Raw genomic sequence first — 17,936 nt, 5'->3', positions numbered from 1 at the left:
GTTTTAGCTGAAACCGTGGCGCGCCCTTCGCGAGCAAGCCCACATAGTTGGATCGTTGGGGTTTCAGGTAGATAGGCTTCGGCTGGCAGGCCGTCATCGCAGGCAAGCCAGCTCCCACAGGTGATCGCATTTCAATGTGGGAGCGGGCTTGCTCGCGATGGCGTCAGCCCAGGCGGCACAAGGCTTAAACCATCCCACCCAGCTTCAGCTCGCTTTTCAGATAGGCATAGTAAATCGGCCCCGCCACCACCCCCGGCAGGCCGAACGCTGCCTCAAACACCAGCATCGCCAACAGCAATTCCCATGACTTGGCACTGATCTGCCCGCCGACGATTCGCGCGTTGAGGAAGTACTCGACCTTGTGGATCACGATCAAATACCCCAGCGCCGCCACCGCCACCCAGATCGACAGCGACAGCGCCACGATGGTGATCAGGGTGTTGGAGATCAGGTTGCCGATCACGGGCAGCAGACCGAGCAGGAAGGTCAGCACGATCAGGGTCTTGGTCAACGGCAGGTGAATGCCACACAACGGCAGCACCACTGCCAGGAACACCGCGGTGAAGGCGGTGTTGAGCGCGGCGATCTTGATCTGGGCGAAGACGATGTTGCGAAACGCCTGGACCAACAGGTGCAGGCGGTCGAACAGCGCGGCGGCCAAGGGTTTGCGCTTGGTCAAGTCGGGCACGCGCTGCAAGGCGATGATCGCACCCAGCACCATGCCGATCAGCAAGGTGACGAACATGTGGGCCGCGTCTTTGCCAACCAGTTGCAGTTCGCTCAGGTGCTTGCTTAGCCAATCACCGATGGCCACGCGAAACTCCGCCGCGCTGGCGGGCAAATAGGCGTCGATGGACGGCGGCAATTGCCCGCGCGCGCGGTCGACCACGCCCATGAATTTGTCCAGGGAAGCCCCGGGGTTTTCCGCTTCGTGGAGCAGGAAGCTGATGGCGCCGGCGAAGATCAAGGCCAACACGCTGACGATCAAGGTGCCCAGCAAGGCCACCGCCAGCCAGCGCGCGCGCCGGCCTTCGATCAGGCGTTGCAGTTGAGGGGTGAGCATGTTGACCAGTTCATAGACCAACAGGCCGGCCAGCAGGCTGGGTAGCAATTTCAGCGGCAGTACCAGCAGCAACCCGCCGAAAATGATGATGTAGCTGGACAGCAACAACACATGACGCTGAGAAAACGTTGGCATACAGCCTCAAAACAAACGGCGTTGAAGGATGGGCAGTCTGCCAGCCTTGGAAGAATCAAGCGAGAGCGGGTGTTGTGAATACGATCAAGTGTGGGAGCTGGCTTGCCTGCGATGCGGGCACCTCGGTGTATCCGTCATACCGAGGCGACGCAATCGCAGGCAAGCCAGCTCCCACAGGGGTTCTGCAGCATTCGTGAACTCGCGATCAGCCCTTGAGGCAGGTGCTCATGAATGTCTTGCGCGCATCACCGGTCAACGCCTTGGTTTTCGCCGACGCATTGCAGTCTTTCATCTTCTGCTGCTGCGGGGTCAGGGTCTTGGCGTCGTTGGCGGCAGGTGCCGACAGGCAGGTCTTCATGAAGGCCTTACGGTCATCGCCCTTGAGCGTCTTGGTGGTGGCCTCGGCATTGCAGGTGGTCATTTTGTTTTGCTGGGCAGTGGCGGCAAAACCCTGGGCACACATCAGCAGGCCCATCATCAACAACGGAATACGCAGCATCTTCATGGAGTTTTCTCCCTGTTACCGTGCCGACGGGCACGGCCTACAGCGCAGTGTAGTCAAAACCTGTTACAACTTCACCGGCCACGAATGTTCGCCCGCCGATATTGCTCCGGCGTGCAGCCGGCGTGGCGTTGGAACATGGCGATAAACGCTGAGGCGGTGCTGTAGCCCAGATCAAACGCCACGTGTTGCACACTGCGGTCGCTGTCCAGCGCTTCGATGGCCGCCAGGTAGCGCAAGCGCTGGCGCCATTCGCCGAAGCTCATGCCCAGCTCGCGCACAAACTGGCGCGCCAGGGTGCGCTCGCTCACATGCACCTGCTCGGCCCATTGCGCCAGAGGGCGGTTGTCTCCCGGTTCTGCCTGCATGCCCTCCAAGACCCCAAGCAATCCCGGGTGGCGGGCGTAGGGCAGGAAGCAGTCGTGGACCGGCGCCTGCCTGAGCTGGTCCACCAGCACCTGGGCCAGGCGGATATCGGCATCGGTGCGCGGTGCATTGACATCGCGCAGGGCGAAATCCTTGAGGATCGCCTTGAGAATGTCGCTGATCGCCAGGGTGCAAGGCTGCTGCGGCAACTGCTCGCACAGCTGCGGCGCCAGCCCTACGGAGTGGTAGACAATCGCCTCGGCATTGTAGGAGCTGTGCTCGGTAAGCGGCGGCACCCACACGGCGTATTGCGGTGGCGACATGAAGCGATTGCCCGCCACTTCCATGCGCATCACACCGCTGGCCGAGTAATCCAGCGAGCCCCATGTGTGCTGGTGGGGGGTGCATTCGGTGTCCGGGGCAAAATCGGAATACCGAAAGTACACCGGGCTGGGCAGGCGGGCGAAATCGGGCAGGCGTACGGTGTGTCGGGACATATTGTCTGGATTCAACGCTCAGTTGTCTGGATCGCAGTATAGGCTTCGATCCAGACAGAGGATAATCCTGCCTCGTCAACACACTGGGTTTCTTTTCAATGCAATACGCGTATCCGCTGCTGGCTATCTTTATCTGGGCCGGCAACACCGTGGTCAACAAATTGGCCGTGGGCTCGATCTTCCCGGCTGAAATCGGCTTTTACCGCTGGCTGTTCGCTGCGTTGCTGTTCACGCCGTTCATGCTCAAACCGGTGGTCGCCCACTGGCCGCAGATCCGTCCCAACCTGGGCAAGATCTTTATCCTCGGCGTGCTCGGCATGGCGGTGTATCAGAGCCTGGCCTATTACGCCGCGACGCTGACCAGCGCCACCAATATGGGCATCATCCTGTCTCTGATGCCGTTGATGGCGCTGACCGCCGCGATCATCAGCCTTGGCCAACGCCTGACCTTCGGTGCGCTGACCGGCGCGGTGCTGTCGTTCGCAGGCGTGGTCGTGGTGGTGTCGGCCGGCAGCCTGGGCGCGTTGCTGCAACATGGGGTCAACCTGGGCGACGGCATGATGCTGGTGGCAACATTGGCTTATGCGGTCTACAGCACCCTGCTGAAAAAATGGCAGCTGCGCCTGCCGCCGTTGGTGCTGCTGTATTTGCAGGTGCTGGTCGCGGTGATGGTGCTGCTGCCGCTGTATCTGTTCTCGGCCAAGGCCGGTTTGGGCTGGGCGAATATTCCGCTGGTGCTATATGCCTGCCTGCTGGCTTCGATGCTGGCACCGCTGGCGTGGATGCACTCGGTCAAGACCCTGGGGCCCAGCCGTACCACGTTGTTCTTCAACCTGCTGCCGCTGATTACCGCGCTGATTGCGGCGGTGGTGCTGAAGGAAGAGTTGGCGCGGTATCACCTGGTGGGTGGCTTGCTGACCCTGGGTGGAGTGATCCTGTCGGAGCGCTGGACCACACCGGTCAGACGCCCTCAGGACGCATCCTGTTAAATCCGATAAAACTTTTCGCCTGGCCCGGGACTCACAACCAATAGCGATCACGCCGGCAGAGCGTGGCGTACAACCGGATTAGCCCCAGGAGATTGAAATGACTCAAGCACAACTGACTGACGTTGCGACCCTGCGCAGCCGCGCCCGCCAGAACGTCGAAAACGGTGCCGTGACCGAAGGCTACGACGCCGACCGTCAGGAAATCATCCGACTGCTCAACGAGTCGCTGGCCACTGAACTGGTCTGCGTGTTGCGCTACAAGCGTCACTACTTCATGGCCAACGGCCTCAAGGCCAGCGTGGCTGCCGATGAGTTCCTGGAACATGCGACCCAGGAAGCCGAGCACGCTGACAAACTGGCCGAGCGTATCGTGCAACTGGGCGGCGAGCCGGAGTTCAACCCCGACCTGCTGTCGAAAAACTCCCATGCGCAATACGTGGCGGGTAACACCTTGAAGGAAATGGTCTACGAAGACCTGGTGGCCGAGCGGATCGCAGTAGACAGCTACCGCGAGATCATCCAGTACATCGGTGACAAAGACCCGACTACCCGCCGCATCTTCGAAGACATCCTGGCTCAGGAAGAAGAACACGCGGACGATATGGCGGATATTCTGCAGGATCTGTAATAACTAACACCGCAACATCCCCCTGTGGGAGCGGGCTTGCTCGCGATAGCGTTGGATCAGTTGATAAATCATTGACTGATACCCCGCTATCGCGGGCAAGCCCGCTCCCACAATTACTTCACGGTCTTGGGCGCCTTGCCTTCCTTCATCTGTTGCAGCAACGGTGCGCACTCATTGGGCTCGCCACCGCTTGGGGCAACCAAGGCGAGCAAGCCGGCGGCCGGCCCGGCGATCACGCCCAGGGCGACCATGCCTGCACCACGTAGCGCCAACGGAATGGCTTTCACGCCAGCATTGGGCTTGATGAAAGGTCCATTGACGTAAAGCGGTGAACGCAGGGAGAACAGGCGAAAACCCTTGGATTCCGGCGTGATGGTCAGGTCCAGTTGCTCGGTGGCCATATTCGCGGTGCCGTCGATGTAGATGATCGCGTTCTCGGTATCGAACACAAACAACCGTGTGGTCGCCAGGCCCGTCTTGATGCCGAAGTCCGCCGCCGCGCAGTTGATCTTTACCTCTTCGTCGCCGAACAGGCGGCCGACCACGTAGTTGCCCACGTTGAGCCCGGCGATTTCCATCAGGCTTCGGCTGATGGCACCATCGTTGATGAGCATCTTCAGGTCACCGTTGGATGTGCCCAACAGTGCCGCCACCGAGTTACCGCGCCCGGTAATATCAGCATCGCCGTTGAGTTCACCGAAGCTGGTTTTCATCGGTTCGAAAGTCGGGAACAACTGCTTGAGCTTGAAGTTGCGCGCCGTCAGCTTGGCGCGGCCCTCCATCGGCGTAGTGCGGCCGTTCAAGCGAATCTGCGCATCGAGCTTCCCACCGGCCACGCCAAAGCGCAGGGGTTCAAGGCTCAGTTGGCCGTCGTTGAGCACCAGGTGGGTGTAGAGGTCGGTAAAGGGCAAGTCGGCACTGTGCACGATACGCTTGCCGGTGAACTCCACATCGGCATCCATATCGCGCCAACGCTCGGTGCGGAACTCCTCAACCGGCAGCACTTTGGTCGCCGGTTGCTTGCTTTCACCGCCACGGGCTTTTTGCTTGGCGTTGGAGTCCGCGCCAATCAAAGGCGCCAGGTCATCCATCAGCAGTTGGTTGGACACCAGCGCGCCACTGAGCTTGGGCCGTGGCTGGCTGGCAACATAGGCCAGGTCGCCGTGGATGTCGCTGTTGCCAATCTTGCCGTTGAAGTTCTCGTAGCGAAAGGAGGCGCCGCTGGCTTCATGCAGTTTGGCGATCAGGTGGCCGTCGGTGGAATAGGCCGGCGAATCCGGCAGGGTCACGCCGGTCAGCGGATACAGGTTGCCCAGACTGCTGCCTGAAAGCTTCAGGCGCAGGTCCAGGGCGCCGAGGTTCAGCGGGTCGGTCAGGGTGCCGGCCAGGGCGATGCTGGTGTCCGCGATCTTGACCTGGGCTTGCAGCGGGAACGGCTTGGCCGCGTCCTGCAAGGCCAGCAAGCCACCGATCTTGCCCGTGCCCGCGAGCTTCTGACCATGATATTGACCTTTGACCTTGAGGCCGAACGCGTAGTCCTGGGGCGCCGAGCCTTTTTCCAGGGCCTTCTTGGCATCGGCGTCGCCGACGATTTCACCGAAGGGGATCGGCTTGCCCAGCGGGTCGATGATCACATCCAGCTGGGTCTTGAGGCTTTGATCGTCAAGGGTCACATGGCCTTTGTCGAAGCCGATGGCGCCAATGTCCACCACCCAGTTGGACGGTTCGGCGTTGGGGTCCTTGGGGTCGAACTTGAACGTCCAGTTGGCGCGGCCATCCGCCAGGCGCTGCAACTGGGCACTGGGTTCGGTGAGGTCGATGCGGGGGATCACCACACGCTGCACCAGCAAGGCCAGGGGCGAAATGCGCAGCTCAACCTTCTTGAGCGTGACCATCTGCGGTTGTTTCGACCAATCGGGGTTACCCAGGGTCAGGTCTTCGGCAATCACATGGGGCCACGGCACCCAGGCGCGCCAGCCGCCTTCATCGGGCTCACGCTGCCACACCACCGCGAGGTTGCCGTTAATGGCGAATGGACGATGCAGTTCTTCGGAGACTTTGGCATTGAGGGGCGGCTTGATGCGGTTCCAGTCGAAGAACACCAACACCAGTACCACGATGGCAATCAACAGAACGAAGCTGGCGCAGCTCCAAGCGAGAATTTTACGAGTGCGCGTCATTGCACAGGACTCCTGAATACGACTGGCTGGGCAACAGCCTTTTAAACAGCTTATAGGACTACGACTGGCAAAGTGCCTGGGGGTTTAACGCAACGGCGGATTTAGCCGAAAAAAGCGATTTTCCTGATCAACCAGACAATTTTCCCCATCGACGACGCACCATTGTTACCCAGGTTCGTGTCGAAAATACCCACATCGGTGCAAAGCCGCGGGCTTGAGAGGCTCGATCTAGAGCCTCCCGCGAGAACAATCAATTCTGTTGATTATTACCATTGTGTTTATGAACTTTTATATCGACTTATCAAGGGTAACATTAGCCCTGTACCCACTTTATCGCCCTCCCTAGGAGCAACCATCATGAAACGCCAATTACTCGCTACCGTTCTGTTATCTGTCCTGGCTTCCAGCGCCTTTGCCCTGCCAGCTGCCGAACAGGCCACCCCACAGAACAAAGCCCAAGCCGTGCAAACCAGCCAAACCGTGGCTCGCAGCGGTTCGCAAGAAGACGAAAACCGTGATTACGCCAAAGGCGCCGTAGCTGAAAATGGCTACAACCGTCTGCAAGAGAAAGGTTTGGTCGAAGGCGGTGCTGAACAAGCCAACAAACGTGCCTACACCGAAGGCGTTGCTGAAGGCGGTGCCGACCGTCTGCAAGAACTGCATCAAGCACAGAGCTAAGCCTGTGGTGGCCCAGAAAAAAGCCCGATCTGCCGATCGGGCTTTTGCTTTTATATAGACCGCGTCACGCCCCGCCCCTGCCAAGTTCGACGCCGGCAAAGCGCTTTTGCTAGAGTGCGTCGCTGTACTTGCCGACAAAGCTCATCCGCTCATGCTGCCCCGCGCCGAACAGAAGCAACAGACCCGCCTCGCCCTGATGGACGCAGCCCGCCATCTGATGGAGTGCGGCCGTGGGTTTGGCAGCCTGAGCCTGCGTGAAGTGGCCAAGACGGCGGGTATCGTGCCCACCGGTTTCTATCGCCATTTCGCCGATATGGACCAGTTGGGGCTGGTACTGGTCAGCGAGGTCGGCCAGACCTTTCGCGCCACGATCCGCCTGGTGCGCCACAACGAATTCGTGATGGGCGGCATCATTGATGCCTCGGTGCGCATCTTTCTCGATGTGGTTTCGGCTAACCGCTCTCAGTTCCTGTTCCTGGCTCGCGAACAGTACGGCGGCTGCCTGGCCGTGCGCCAAGCCATCGCCGCCCTGCGCGAAGACATCACCCGCGACCTGGCCGCCGACCTGACGCTGATGCCCAAACTCCAGCACTTGGATGCCGAAGGTTTGCATGTGATGGCCGACCTGATCGTCAAGAGCGTGTTCGCCACCCTGCCCGATATCATCGACCCACCGGCCCACGCCCTGCCGGCCCACCTTACGCCCCAAGCGAAAATCACCCAGCAACTGCGCTTTATCTTTATCGGCCTCAAGCATTGGCAAGGGCTGGGCAGCACCGAATAAAGCAATCAACCCGCCGTGTGGAACCGTTTGGCGGTGGTGTAGTGCTTGTTCCAGTAGCTATTGCTCAATGAATCGATACGAATGGTTTTGCCGGTGCGCGGCGAATGAATGAATTTGCCGTGGCCAATGTAAAGCCCGACATGGCTGACCTGGCCGCGCCCGTTGCCTTTGAAAAACACCGCATCCCCAGGCTTCAACGCATTGCGCTTGATGGTCGCCGCCGATGAACGGTGCATGGCCGTGGTGGTGCGCGGTATCTGGATATTGGCCTGGGTCTTGAACAGGTACACCAGGAAGCTGCTGCAATCAAAGCCCTGCTCCGCCGAGGTGCCGCCCCACTTGTAGGGTGTACCGAGCAACTCATGGGCGCGGTCGATCACGTCGTCGATGGAAGCCGGCTTGAGGCTTTGCAGCGACGAGCCGAAGCTGGCGCGGGGCTGAAAATTGGCCGATGCCGATGAAATAAAGAAGGTCAGGCTGACCAGGCATATACAGAAAATTGATCGAAGCATGATGAACGTCGCGGTGGTATTAAACAGGGCGCATAGCCTAAAGAACCCTCAGGTAATCTCATGAACTCCAAATCCTCATGATTCGTAGGACAAATCCTAAAAACTGCCTACAGAGAAAAAGATGAAAGAAATTTCATCAAGACAAGCGCCTCCATCAACGCAAAACGCCCTTCGCCGGTGCTATAAACCTCGCCACGCACCAAATTGATTCACACACTGAATTATCTGACGCCCTATTGAGCAGCATGCCTGCCTGACTACAGGGAATTCCGACTCAATCCCGTGATTGGCAAGCCCCTTGCTCTAGGTCTTTCATCGCTCACAGCTGGAAGCTCTCTGATGCTGGTGATACATCGCCGAATCGCCCCCCAAGCCCTCTGGGCCGCCGAGTTGCTGCTCAATTACGAAGCCCGCAGCAAAAGCCGCCTGCGCTGTTTCAGTGCCGACGGTGAAGACGTCGGCCTGTTTTTGGAGCGGGGCCAGCCGCCCTTGCACGATGGTGAATTCCTACAGGCAGAAGACGGACGCGTCGTACGGGTGTGCGCCCGCCCTGAACAACTGCTGCATGTCACCTGCCGCAACGCGTTCGAGTTGACTCGCGCCGCCTATCACCTAGGCAACCGCCATGTAGCCCTGCAAGTCGGTGACGGTTGGCTGCGCCTGCTCGATGACTACGTGCTCAAGGCCATGCTTGAACAGCTGGGTGCCGATGCACAGACCATCGAAGCGCCGTTTCAACCCGAGCACGGCGCCTATGGCGGCGGCCATCATCATTCGCGCCATGGGGATGAAGACTTCAACTACGCCCCCAAGCTGCATCAGTTCGGCGTACGTCTATGAACCCAGCCTGGGCGCTTCTACGCCTGGCCAGTCCGCAATTGCCGATTGGCGGTTACAGCTATTCCCAGGGCCTGGAAATGGCGGTGGACAACGGCCGCGTGCAGGATGCCGCGAGCGCCCGACGCTGGATCAGTGACCAGTTGCTGCTCAACCTGGCGCGTTTCGAAGCGCCGCTGCTGCTCGCCCATTGCCGCGCAGCCATCGAGCAGGACTGGGCGCAACTGGCGCAGTGGTGCGACGAGCACCGCGCCAGCCGTGAGACCCGGGAGCTGTATCAGGAAAGCCGCCAGATGGGCTACTCCCTGCAACAGTTGCTCAACGGCTTGCCGGAACTGGACGACAGCGCCCGTGACTTTCTCGCTCAACGCGACGAACCGCACCTGGCCCTTGGCTGGGCCTTGGCCGCGCGCGCCTGGCACATCAACGCCGACGACGCCCTCGCCGCCTGGCTGTGGAGCTGGCTGGAAAACCAATTGGCCGTGCTGATGAAAACCCTGCCACTGGGCCAGCAAGCCGCCCAGCGTCTAACCAGTGAACTGCTGCCGCTGCTGCAACAAGCCCAGCAGGATGCCGAGCGCATTAACCCTAACCATTTGGGCAGCGCTGCTTTTGGCCTGTCCCTGGCGTGCATGGCCCACGAGCGCCAGTACAGCCGCCTGTTCCGTTCCTGATTCTGGAGAAGCACATGAACACACAACCCCTGCGCGTCGGTATCGGCGGCCCGGTAGGCTCGGGCAAGACCGCCCTGACCCTGGCCCTGTGCCTGGCGCTGCGCGATCGCTACAACCTGGCGGTGGTGACCAACGACATCTATACCCGTGAAGATGCCGACTTCCTGGTGCGCAACCAGGCCCTGGCGCCGGAGCGCATCATCGGCGTGGAAACCGGCGGCTGCCCACACACGGCGATTCGCGAAGATGCCTCGATCAACCTGGAGGCCGTGGACCAACTCAACCGTCGTTTTCCGGGCCTGGACCTGATTCTGGTGGAGTCCGGCGGCGACAACCTGTCGGCCACCTTCAGCCCGGAACTGTCGGACCTGACCATCTATGTGATCGATGTGTCTGCGGGCGACAAGCTGCCGCGCAAGGGCGGGCCTGGCATTTGCAAATCCGACCTGCTGGTGATCAACAAAATCGACCTGGCCCCGCTGGTCGGCGCGTCGCTGGACCTGATGAACAGCGACACTCAACGCATGCGCAACGGCAAACCCTTTGTGTTCAGCAACCAGAAAACCGGGGTCGGCCTGGATGACATCGTCGCCTTCATCGAACGCCAGGGCCTGCTGACCGCCGCCTGATCAACCCATAAGGAACCTGTCCATGAGACTCAACAGACTTTTCGCCGCCGCCGCGCTGCTGCTCGCGCCTGCCCTGGCCTTCGCCCATCCGGGCCATGGCGACAATGGCCTGATGGCCGGTATCAGCCATCCCCTGGGCGGCCTCGATCACTTGCTGGCCATGCTTGCGGTAGGCCTCTGGGCGGCCCAACAAAAAGGCGCCGCGCGCTGGGCGCTGCCATGCACCTTTGTCGGCACCATGCTGATCGGCGGCGTGCTGGGTTTTGAAGGGCTGCAACTGCCGGCGCTGGAAAGCGGGATTGCTGCTTCGGTGCTGGCCTTGGGCCTGGCGGTAGCATTGGCGGTGCGGCCGCCGCTGTTCGTGGCCGTGGGCGCCACGGCGTTGTTTGCGCTGTTTCATGGCGTGGCCCATGGCCTGGAACTGCCGGATATGACCAGCCCTTGGGCGTATGCCGCTGGGTTTGTGGGGGCGACCGCGGCGTTGCATGCAGCCGGTTATGCAGTCGTGCGCTTTTTGCCAGCTGCTGCTGCACCCTTGGTGCGAGTGGCCGGGGCGGCTTCGGCGGCGACTGGGGTGTGGTTGCTGGCGGGCTGATTTGCGGCACTGCTGAGGGCCTCTCGTTCCCACGCTCCGCGTGGGAACGCAGCCGAAGACGCTCTGCGTCCCAAAGCATGACGCAGAGCGTCATAAAATGCATTCCCACGCAGAGCGTGGGAACGATCAGCCTGCTACCATGCGCGCCTACACCCCTGCCGTGACGACGCCAGCCAATGCCCATCGCTTCCCCCTCTTCCCTGACGCCTGTGCTCACGCACTTCCATGACCTGATCGTGCCTCTCTGGCAAGGCCCGGGCTGGAATGCCGACCTGGCACTGCCCTTTGAGGCCCTGGACGCCGACCACCAGCCACTGCCCCCCCAGCGCTATCGCGCCATGGCCTGCGCCCGGCAGCTGTACCTGTTCGCCAGCCTGATCGGCGAACCCGGCGCGGCTTTCGCCGAAGAACGTGCGGCAGCGCTGTTTCGCTCCCTGCAACGGCACTTCCATGATGCCGAACACGGTGGCTGGTTCTATAGCATCGACCCCGCCGGCCAGCCGCTGGACAAGCGCAAAGACCTCTACACCCACGCCTTCATTATTTTTGCCTGCGCCCATTACTGGGCCAAGATGCGTGAGCCGTTGGTGGAATCGGTGCTCAACGCTGCCCTGGAAGTCGTCGCCCAACGTTTTGCCACCGGTGACGGCTTGTACGAGGCCGTACTGGAGCGCAACTGGGCCTCGCTCGACTCCGGCCCGTTGCAAAACCCGTTGATGCACCTGGCCGAAGGTTTCCTGGCCACCCTCGCGGTGCGTGAGGACGCCCAGGTACAAGCGGCCCTGCTGGCACTGGCGACGGCCATGCAGCAACGTTTCATCGACCGCGAGCACGGCGTGATGATGGAAAAACCTGTGGGCGCTGTGGATAACTGGTTTGAGCCGGGGCACCAGTTCGAATGGTTCTTTTTGCTCGAATCTTCAGCTGTGCTGCGCGGCACTGCGCTGCATGGGTCGCTGACACGGGCATTTGCCTATGCCGAGCAAAAGGGTGTGGATAAGTTAAGCGGCGCGGTTAGCGGCATGCTCGCGCTGGATGGCACGGTGCGCGACGGTACCCAACGGATCTGGGCACAGGCGGAGTACCTGCGGGCGCTGACATTGCGACCAAGTAGCGAAGCGGTGCTGCAGCGTCAGTTGCAGGCGCTGCAACAGCGCTTTTTGCATGCCAAGGGTTGGCATGAATGCCTGGATGCCGAGGGTAAGGTGAGCCGACGGGATATGCCTTCGACTACGCCCTATCATTTGGCGACTTGCTATCAGGGCTTGGTCCAGCATCTGGGCTGACCTGCTTGCCTGCGATAGCCTCACCTCGCTCTAACAGACTTTAGGCAATCCACTTGCGATCCCCGGTAAAACTGATCGTCAACCACCGCGCCGCATCCGCCGCCCCAAGCCCTGTGGATATCTCTTCCCGCAGCCCATCGAGAGTCGCGACGTTATCCACCGGGTAATTCGCTGGCAGCACCACATGAATTTCGATAAACCGCGCACGCCCGTGCTTCTGCACATAGGACACATAGTCGTCGAAACCATGCTTGGCCTGCGCCGCGTCCATCACTTCGCGGACCTTGTCGTCCAAGTGATCCGGCGCGATGCCCAACACTTCGCGCAGCGCCGGGCGCAGGATCTTGAATGCTGGCGCCAGCATGCTCAGGGCCAGCAGGATCAGAATCAACGGGTCCACGTAGACCGCCCACTCGCCATAGCCCTGGGACTTGAGCAACAGTGCGGCCAGGAAGCTGATCAGCAAGCCCACCGACAGCATCGCGTCCACCAGCCAACTGATGTTGTCGAACCGGATCAATGACGATTTGAGTGTGCGATTGCGGTAGCGCACATAGAAGAAGTAGGCGAACTCTACGACGGTAAACACCGCCGCATAAATGATCACCAGCCCCAACTCGATTTCGCGCCCGCCATTGATAATGCCGAACACGCCATTGAGGAACGCGTAGATGGCGATCAGCAGCAGGAAACTGCCTTCGATCAACAGCACCATTGGCTCCAGGTGCCAATAGCCGAACTGGAAACGCTCGTTGCTTTTCTTGGCGATCAGCTTGGCCGTGATCAGCATCAGCACCTTGATGGCGGTGGCGATCAGCGAGAAAAAGCCGTCGAACAGAATGGATTGGGCGCCGGATATCACACCCGTGACAATCCCGGCGATCGCGACTGCGAACATCAGGATAGTCGATTGTTTGAGCAGTGCCTGCTCACCTCGGTTACTCACATTGCCTCCTGTCAAAACCTTTAAACCGCTGGGTGCGGTGGGGTTTTCAGGCGGGCAGTGTACCTTATGCCGCATTTTGGCCGATTTGCCGCCATCGCAGGCAAGCCCCTTCCCACATTTGGATGTGTGAATACCGTCAAATGTGGGAGCTGGCTTGCCTGCGATGGCAGCGACGCGGTCTTAGCCTTTGGCCCCACGCTCAATCGCAAACCCAGCCCAGGTCTGGCTCACCGGCATCAACTCCAGGCGGTTGATGTTCACGTGCGCCGGGGTGTTCATCACCCAGAAAATCGTATCGGCAATGTCCTGCGGCTGGATCGGCTCGGCACCTGCGTAGGTGGCGTCATAACGCGCCTGGTCACCGCCGAAGCGCACCAGGGAGAACTCGCTTTCACACAAGCCCGGCTCGATATTGGTCACGCGCACGCCGGTGCCTTGCAGGTCGCAGCGCAGGTTCAACGAAAACTGCTTCACGAACGCCTTGGAACCGCCATACACATGGCTGCCCGGGTACGGGTAGTTACCGGCGATGGAGCCCAGGTTGATGATCCCGGCCCCGCGGCCATGGGCAATCAGGCGCGGCAACAGCAGGTTGGTGGTGGTCAGCAGGCCCTTGATGTTGGTATCGACCATGGTTTCCCAATCGTCGAGGTCGCACTTGGGCGCAGGGTCGGTGCCCACGGCCAGGCCGGCGTTGTTGATCAGGCCGCGCAGCGTGGCGAACGACGGCGGCAGGTTGGCGATGGCCTCCTCCATGCCTTTGCGGTCGCGCACATCCACCACCAGGCCATGCACTTCGGTCTGCTTGGAAAGCTCTTGGACCAAGGCATTCAAGCGCTCGGCACGACGACCGGTGAGCACCAGTTTCCAGCCGGCCTCGGCAAAACGACGGGCACAGGCTTCGCCGAAACCTGAAGTAGCGCCAGTGATAAACAGCGTGTCGGACATGGTGTTCTCCTTGCGGGCATCGGGGAAAAAAACAGCCAGCAGAATGCCCTTACGCCGCGTTTGCGGCAACCGCTGTGCACACACGCGCATGCTTGACTGATCACTTTTTAATCAAGCGACGCAAAGCCTTATAAACCGTAGCTTGCAGCCATATGCGCGCAGGTTATCCACAACTGCGCCCACAGTCTTTGGGGGCAAGTGCAAACGGCTCAAAGCCACTGTGTACAAGGGTTGCAGGCGGTTTTATAAAGTTTTTTGCTTGACCTGGGCAAGCGCCTATGTAGCCGCTGACAAATGCAGAAAAACACAACGATGGCTCCAGGCCAGTCATTGCGGCCCCTGCGCGCGTCTTTCCAGAGTTTAATCACAGACTTATCCACAGGCAGGAACGACTTATTTCGTTCATATACCTGTGTCTTTAAACAGGTTGACAAACCCTTGAGACGGTCGCGAAAAACACACTGATCGAAAAACAACCAACACGCTACAAGCCACGTGGTTAAAGGCTTTCAGCCAGCTACTCCCACGTTACCCACAGCCGGTTCCACAGTGGATGGGGACAAGTCAAAACTGTGACAAAACAGGGATTTGCGGCGACTATATGTCGCGCTTTTGAGGTGGGCTGGATTTGTTTTCCACAATTTGGTTGAGCGCTTGTGGACATCGCAAAAACAAATGTGGGAACCGGCTTTGGGTGGGAGCTAACTTGCCTGCGATGCGGCCACCTCGGTATGTCAGCTAAACCGAGGTGATGCTGTCGCGGGCAAGCCCGGCTCCCACATAAGGCCCGGTTCCCACAGGGTTGATGCGCCTGGATCTTAGGTCAGTGGCCGCCCAGGTAGGCGTTGCGCACGTCCTCGTTCACCAGCAACTCCTTGCCGGTGCCGGTCAGGCGAATCTCACCATTGACCATCACATACGCTCGGTCCGACAGGCGCAGCGCATGGTTGGCGTTCTGCTCCACCAGGAAGATGGTCATACCGGTGGACGCCAGCTCGCGCAGGGTGGAAAAGATCTGCTTCACCACAATCGGCGCCAACCCCAGGCTTGGCTCATCGAGCAGCAACAGCTTGGGCCGGCTCATCAGCGCACGGGCGATGGCGAGCATTTGTTGCTCACCACCGGACATGGTCATCGCCCGCTGGTTGCGCCGCTCCTTGAGCCTGGGGAACAGCTCGAACATGCGTTGCATGTCCTCGCTGGCGAACTTGTCGCCAATGGGGATAGTGCCCATCAGCAGGTTTTCCTCGACGGTCATGTCGGGGAACACCCGCCGCCCTTCCGGCGACTGCGCAATGCCGTTGGAAGCGATGTAGTGGGACGATTTGTGGGTAATGTCGACGCCGTTGTAGAGGATCTGCCCCGACTCGGCCCGAGGCTGACCGAAGATCGACATCAGTAACGTGGACTTACCCGCGCCATTGGAGCCGATCAGGCTGACGGTTTCGCCTTCGTTGATGTGCAGCGAGACTTTTTTCAGGGCCTGGATCGGGCCGTAGAACACGTCCAGGTCCTTCATTTCGAGGATAGGTGCACTCATACCAACTCCTCTTCATCCGCGCCCAGGTAGGCGGCGATCACTTTCGGGTCGTTGCGGATCGCATCCGGGCCGCCTTCGGCGATCACGTTGCCGTGGTCCAGCACCACAATGTGGTCGGAAATACTCATCACCATGCCCATGTCGTGTTCGATCAGCACCACCGTAAGGTCGTGTTCGTCGCGCAGCAGGCGAATCATCGCGCTGAGGGCTTCGGTTTCCTGTGGATTGAGGCCCGCTGCCGGTTCGTCCAGGCAGATGATCTGCGGCCGCGTGCACATGGCGCGGGCGATTTCCAGGCGGCGCTGCTGGCCGTAGGAGAGCTCGCCGGCCAGACGGTTGGCGCAGTCCACCAGGTCGACCACTTCCAGCCAGTAGAATGCGCAGTCCAGCGCATCGCTTTCGGCCTTGCGGTAGCCTTTGGTATTGAGGATGCCGGCAAGCATGTTGCGGTTGACCCACATGTGCTGGGCCACCAGCAGGTTTTCCAGCACCGACATTTCCTTGAACAGGCGAATGTTCTGGAAAGTGCGCGCCAGGCCGGCACGGTTCACCAGATGGGTGCCGCCGAACATCTTGTAGTACACGCGGCTGAGGAAGCTTTTGGGCGAGACAAAGTCGGTGGCCTCAAAGCGCTCACCCAGCAACTGAATGACGTTGGTTTGCTTGCCCCGCACGTTGAGCTCGATCTTGCCGCCACTGGCTTTGTAAAAGCCGGTGAGGCAGTTGAACACCGTGGTCTTGCCGGCGCCGTTGGGGCCGATCAGGGCGAAGATCGAGTTGCGTTTGACCTGTAGGCTCACATCACTGAGGGCCTTGATGCCCCCGAAGTGCATCATCAGGTGTTCGACAGACAGCACGACTTCCTTGCTCATGGCGCTACCCCCTTGCGTGGCGTCACACCGGTACGACTAATCCGAATCAAGCCACGCGGTCGCCAGATCATCATCACCACCATCAACACCCCAAACAGCAGCACACGGTACTCGGAAAAACTACGCAGCAGTTCCGGCGCCACGGTCAACACGAACGCTGCGATCACCACGCCGACCGTCGAGCCCATGCCGCCCAACACCACGATGGCGAGGATCAACGCCGACTCGAAGAAGGTAAACGACGATGGGTTGACGAAGCCCTGGTAGCTGGCAAAGAACACCCCGGCCAAACCGGCGGTGGACGCGCCGATGGTGAAGGCCGAGAGTTTGACCAGCACATGGTTCAGGCCCATGGAACGGCAGGCGATTTCATCTTCGCGCAGGGCTTCCCAGGCGCGACCGACCGGCATGCGCGTCAGGCGATGCTTGATGTACAGCACGGCCAGCACCACCAGAAACAGCACGATGTAGATGAACATGAACTTGATGTTGGGGTTGTAATCGATGCCGAAAAACTCGTGAAACGGAATGCCGCCATCCTTCGCACGCTTGCCGAACTCCAGGCCCAGGAAGGTCGGTGACGGCACGGGCATCCCGTTCGGGCCGCCGGTGAACGACAGCCAGTTGTTGAGCACCAGGCGTATGATTTCACCAAAACCCAGGGTCACGATGGCCAGGTAGTCACCGTGCATTCGCAGCACCGGGAAGCCGAGTATGCACCCCGCCAACGCCGCCGCGATGGCCGCCAGTGGCAGCACCGTCCAGAAGCCCAGGCCCAGGTATTGATAACCCAGCGCCAGGCCGTAGGCACCGATGGCATAGAACGCCACGTAACCCAGGTCGAGCAGGCCCGCCAGGCCCACCACGATGTTCAGCCCCAGGCCGAGCAATACGTAGATCAGCCCCAGGATCACCACGGTGAGCAGGTACTTGTTGGCAAAGATCGGGAACACGATGGCGATCACGATCAACGCCGGGATGATCCAGCGCAGCCGCGACTTGTAGTCCGGTGGCAGCACGTGCACGCCGGAGCCGCTGCTCTCGAACCCCTGCAGGATCTTCACGCCCTTGGAAGTTTGCAGGAATAGGCTCAAGGCAAAGCGCCCGGCCATCACGATAGCGACCAGCACGGCAACCCGCGCAGGTTCCAGGTTGAAGCTGTAGCCGTCGAGCACCACGCCGACAATCGGGCCGAATACGATCAGCGAAATCAGCCCCGCGAGGACCGTATCGACCACACTTTTCTTGATATCAATGGATTTGGCAGCAGACATG

At 60.2% G+C, this 17,936-nt stretch carries 19 protein-coding genes; 9 read left to right on the top strand and 10 right to left on the bottom strand.

The annotated features are described in order from the left end of the window. Nucleotides 1-184 precede the first annotated feature (184 nt). The 3 genes from GH769_RS27835 to GH769_RS27825 all read right to left on the bottom strand — a co-directional run bounded on the left by GH769_RS27835 (nucleotide 185) and on the right by GH769_RS27825 (nucleotide 2,563). Nucleotides 185-1,198 carry an AI-2E family transporter gene (locus GH769_RS27835; RefSeq protein ID WP_003188124.1) on the bottom strand — a complete coding sequence of 338 codons (1,014 nt, stop codon included), beginning with the start codon at nucleotides 1,196-1,198 and terminating at the stop codon, nucleotides 185-187. 205 nt (nucleotides 1,199-1,403) lie between these two features. Beyond that, the gene (locus GH769_RS27830; protein WP_014716700.1) at nucleotides 1,404-1,703 is read right to left on the bottom strand and encodes a PsiF family protein; all 300 of its coding nucleotides are present in this window, start codon (nucleotides 1,701-1,703) and stop codon (nucleotides 1,404-1,406) included. 71 nt (nucleotides 1,704-1,774) lie between these two features. Further along, nucleotides 1,775-2,563, bottom strand: coding sequence for a helix-turn-helix transcriptional regulator (locus GH769_RS27825; protein ID WP_003188122.1), 789 nt, complete (start codon nucleotides 2,561-2,563; stop codon nucleotides 1,775-1,777). 98 nt (nucleotides 2,564-2,661) lie between these two features. Here GH769_RS27825 and GH769_RS27820 point away from each other — a divergent pair, with 98 nt between their 5' ends. Further along, a complete protein-coding gene (locus tag GH769_RS27820) occupies nucleotides 2,662-3,552 on the top strand; it encodes a DMT family transporter (RefSeq protein WP_032904034.1) in 891 nt (296 codons plus the stop codon). Between the two features lie 97 nt (nucleotides 3,553-3,649). Beyond that, the gene (locus tag GH769_RS27815; RefSeq protein WP_014716698.1) at nucleotides 3,650-4,180 is read left to right on the top strand and encodes a bacterioferritin; all 531 of its coding nucleotides are present in this window, start codon (nucleotides 3,650-3,652) and stop codon (nucleotides 4,178-4,180) included. A 113-nt stretch (nucleotides 4,181-4,293) separates the two neighbouring features. On the opposite strand, the gene GH769_RS27810 is transcribed toward GH769_RS27815, so the two are convergent. After that, entirely contained in the window at nucleotides 4,294-6,360 is a 2,067-nt protein-coding gene (locus GH769_RS27810) for an AsmA family protein (protein ID WP_014716697.1), read from the bottom strand. Nucleotides 6,361-6,717: 357 nt separating this feature from the next. Here GH769_RS27810 and GH769_RS27805 point away from each other — a divergent pair, with 357 nt between their 5' ends. Continuing rightward, the gene (locus GH769_RS27805; RefSeq protein WP_003188116.1) at nucleotides 6,718-7,038 is read left to right on the top strand and encodes a hypothetical protein; all 321 of its coding nucleotides are present in this window, start codon (nucleotides 6,718-6,720) and stop codon (nucleotides 7,036-7,038) included. Nucleotides 7,039-7,189: 151 nt separating this feature from the next. Beyond that, entirely contained in the window at nucleotides 7,190-7,822 is a 633-nt protein-coding gene (locus GH769_RS27800) for a TetR family transcriptional regulator (protein WP_003188114.1), read from the top strand. A gap of 5 nt (nucleotides 7,823-7,827) precedes the next feature. On the opposite strand, the gene GH769_RS27795 is transcribed toward GH769_RS27800, so the two are convergent. Then, nucleotides 7,828-8,334 (bottom strand): C40 family peptidase, encoded by a 507-nt coding sequence (locus GH769_RS27795; protein WP_014716696.1) that lies wholly within the window; start codon nucleotides 8,332-8,334, stop codon nucleotides 7,828-7,830. A 339-nt stretch (nucleotides 8,335-8,673) separates the two neighbouring features. Here GH769_RS27795 and ureE point away from each other — a divergent pair, with 339 nt between their 5' ends. The 5 genes from ureE to GH769_RS27770 all read left to right on the top strand — a co-directional run bounded on the left by ureE (nucleotide 8,674) and on the right by GH769_RS27770 (nucleotide 12,355). After that, a complete protein-coding gene (gene ureE / locus GH769_RS27790) occupies nucleotides 8,674-9,174 on the top strand; it encodes an urease accessory protein UreE (protein WP_014716695.1) in 501 nt (166 codons plus the stop codon). After that, the gene (locus GH769_RS27785) at nucleotides 9,171-9,845 is read left to right on the top strand and encodes an urease accessory protein UreF (RefSeq protein ID WP_020301618.1); all 675 of its coding nucleotides are present in this window, start codon (nucleotides 9,171-9,173) and stop codon (nucleotides 9,843-9,845) included. The genes ureE and GH769_RS27785 overlap by 4 nt, the downstream gene beginning before the upstream one ends. Nucleotides 9,846-9,859: 14 nt before the next feature. Then, nucleotides 9,860-10,474 carry an urease accessory protein UreG gene (gene ureG, locus GH769_RS27780; RefSeq protein WP_014716693.1) on the top strand — a complete coding sequence of 205 codons (615 nt, stop codon included), beginning with the start codon at nucleotides 9,860-9,862 and terminating at the stop codon, nucleotides 10,472-10,474. 22 nt (nucleotides 10,475-10,496) lie between these two features. After that, nucleotides 10,497-11,069 (top strand): HupE/UreJ family protein, encoded by a 573-nt coding sequence (locus GH769_RS27775; RefSeq protein WP_014716692.1) that lies wholly within the window; start codon nucleotides 10,497-10,499, stop codon nucleotides 11,067-11,069. A gap of 176 nt (nucleotides 11,070-11,245) precedes the next feature. Next, the gene (locus tag GH769_RS27770; RefSeq protein WP_014716691.1) at nucleotides 11,246-12,355 is read left to right on the top strand and encodes an AGE family epimerase/isomerase; all 1,110 of its coding nucleotides are present in this window, start codon (nucleotides 11,246-11,248) and stop codon (nucleotides 12,353-12,355) included. A 40-nt stretch (nucleotides 12,356-12,395) separates the two neighbouring features. On the opposite strand, the gene GH769_RS27765 is transcribed toward GH769_RS27770, so the two are convergent. The 5 genes from GH769_RS27765 to livM all read right to left on the bottom strand — a co-directional run bounded on the left by GH769_RS27765 (nucleotide 12,396) and on the right by livM (nucleotide 17,935). After that, entirely contained in the window at nucleotides 12,396-13,301 is a 906-nt protein-coding gene (locus GH769_RS27765; protein WP_032904036.1) for a cation diffusion facilitator family transporter, read from the bottom strand. A 180-nt stretch (nucleotides 13,302-13,481) separates the two neighbouring features. Beyond that, nucleotides 13,482-14,249 carry an SDR family oxidoreductase gene (locus GH769_RS27760; RefSeq protein ID WP_014716689.1) on the bottom strand — a complete coding sequence of 256 codons (768 nt, stop codon included), beginning with the start codon at nucleotides 14,247-14,249 and terminating at the stop codon, nucleotides 13,482-13,484. An 823-nt stretch (nucleotides 14,250-15,072) separates the two neighbouring features. Further along, entirely contained in the window at nucleotides 15,073-15,789 is a 717-nt protein-coding gene (locus GH769_RS27755) for an ABC transporter ATP-binding protein (RefSeq protein WP_003188103.1), read from the bottom strand. Then, complete coding sequence (locus GH769_RS27750; RefSeq protein ID WP_003188102.1) at nucleotides 15,786-16,661, bottom strand: ABC transporter ATP-binding protein; 876 nt, start codon at nucleotides 16,659-16,661, stop codon at nucleotides 15,786-15,788. The genes GH769_RS27755 and GH769_RS27750 overlap by 4 nt, the downstream gene beginning before the upstream one ends. Continuing rightward, nucleotides 16,658-17,935 carry a high-affinity branched-chain amino acid ABC transporter permease LivM gene (livM, locus tag GH769_RS27745; RefSeq protein WP_014716688.1) on the bottom strand — a complete coding sequence of 426 codons (1,278 nt, stop codon included), beginning with the start codon at nucleotides 17,933-17,935 and terminating at the stop codon, nucleotides 16,658-16,660. The genes GH769_RS27750 and livM overlap by 4 nt, the downstream gene beginning before the upstream one ends. Between the last annotated feature and the right edge of the window lies 1 nt (nucleotide 17,936).

Origin of the sequence: Pseudomonas sp. CFSAN084952, assembly GCF_009648855.1 — a bacterium.
GTDB classification, from domain to species: Bacteria; Pseudomonadota; Gammaproteobacteria; order Pseudomonadales; family Pseudomonadaceae; genus Aquipseudomonas; species Aquipseudomonas paracarnis.
This window is presented reverse-complemented; position numbering and strand designations above follow the sequence as displayed.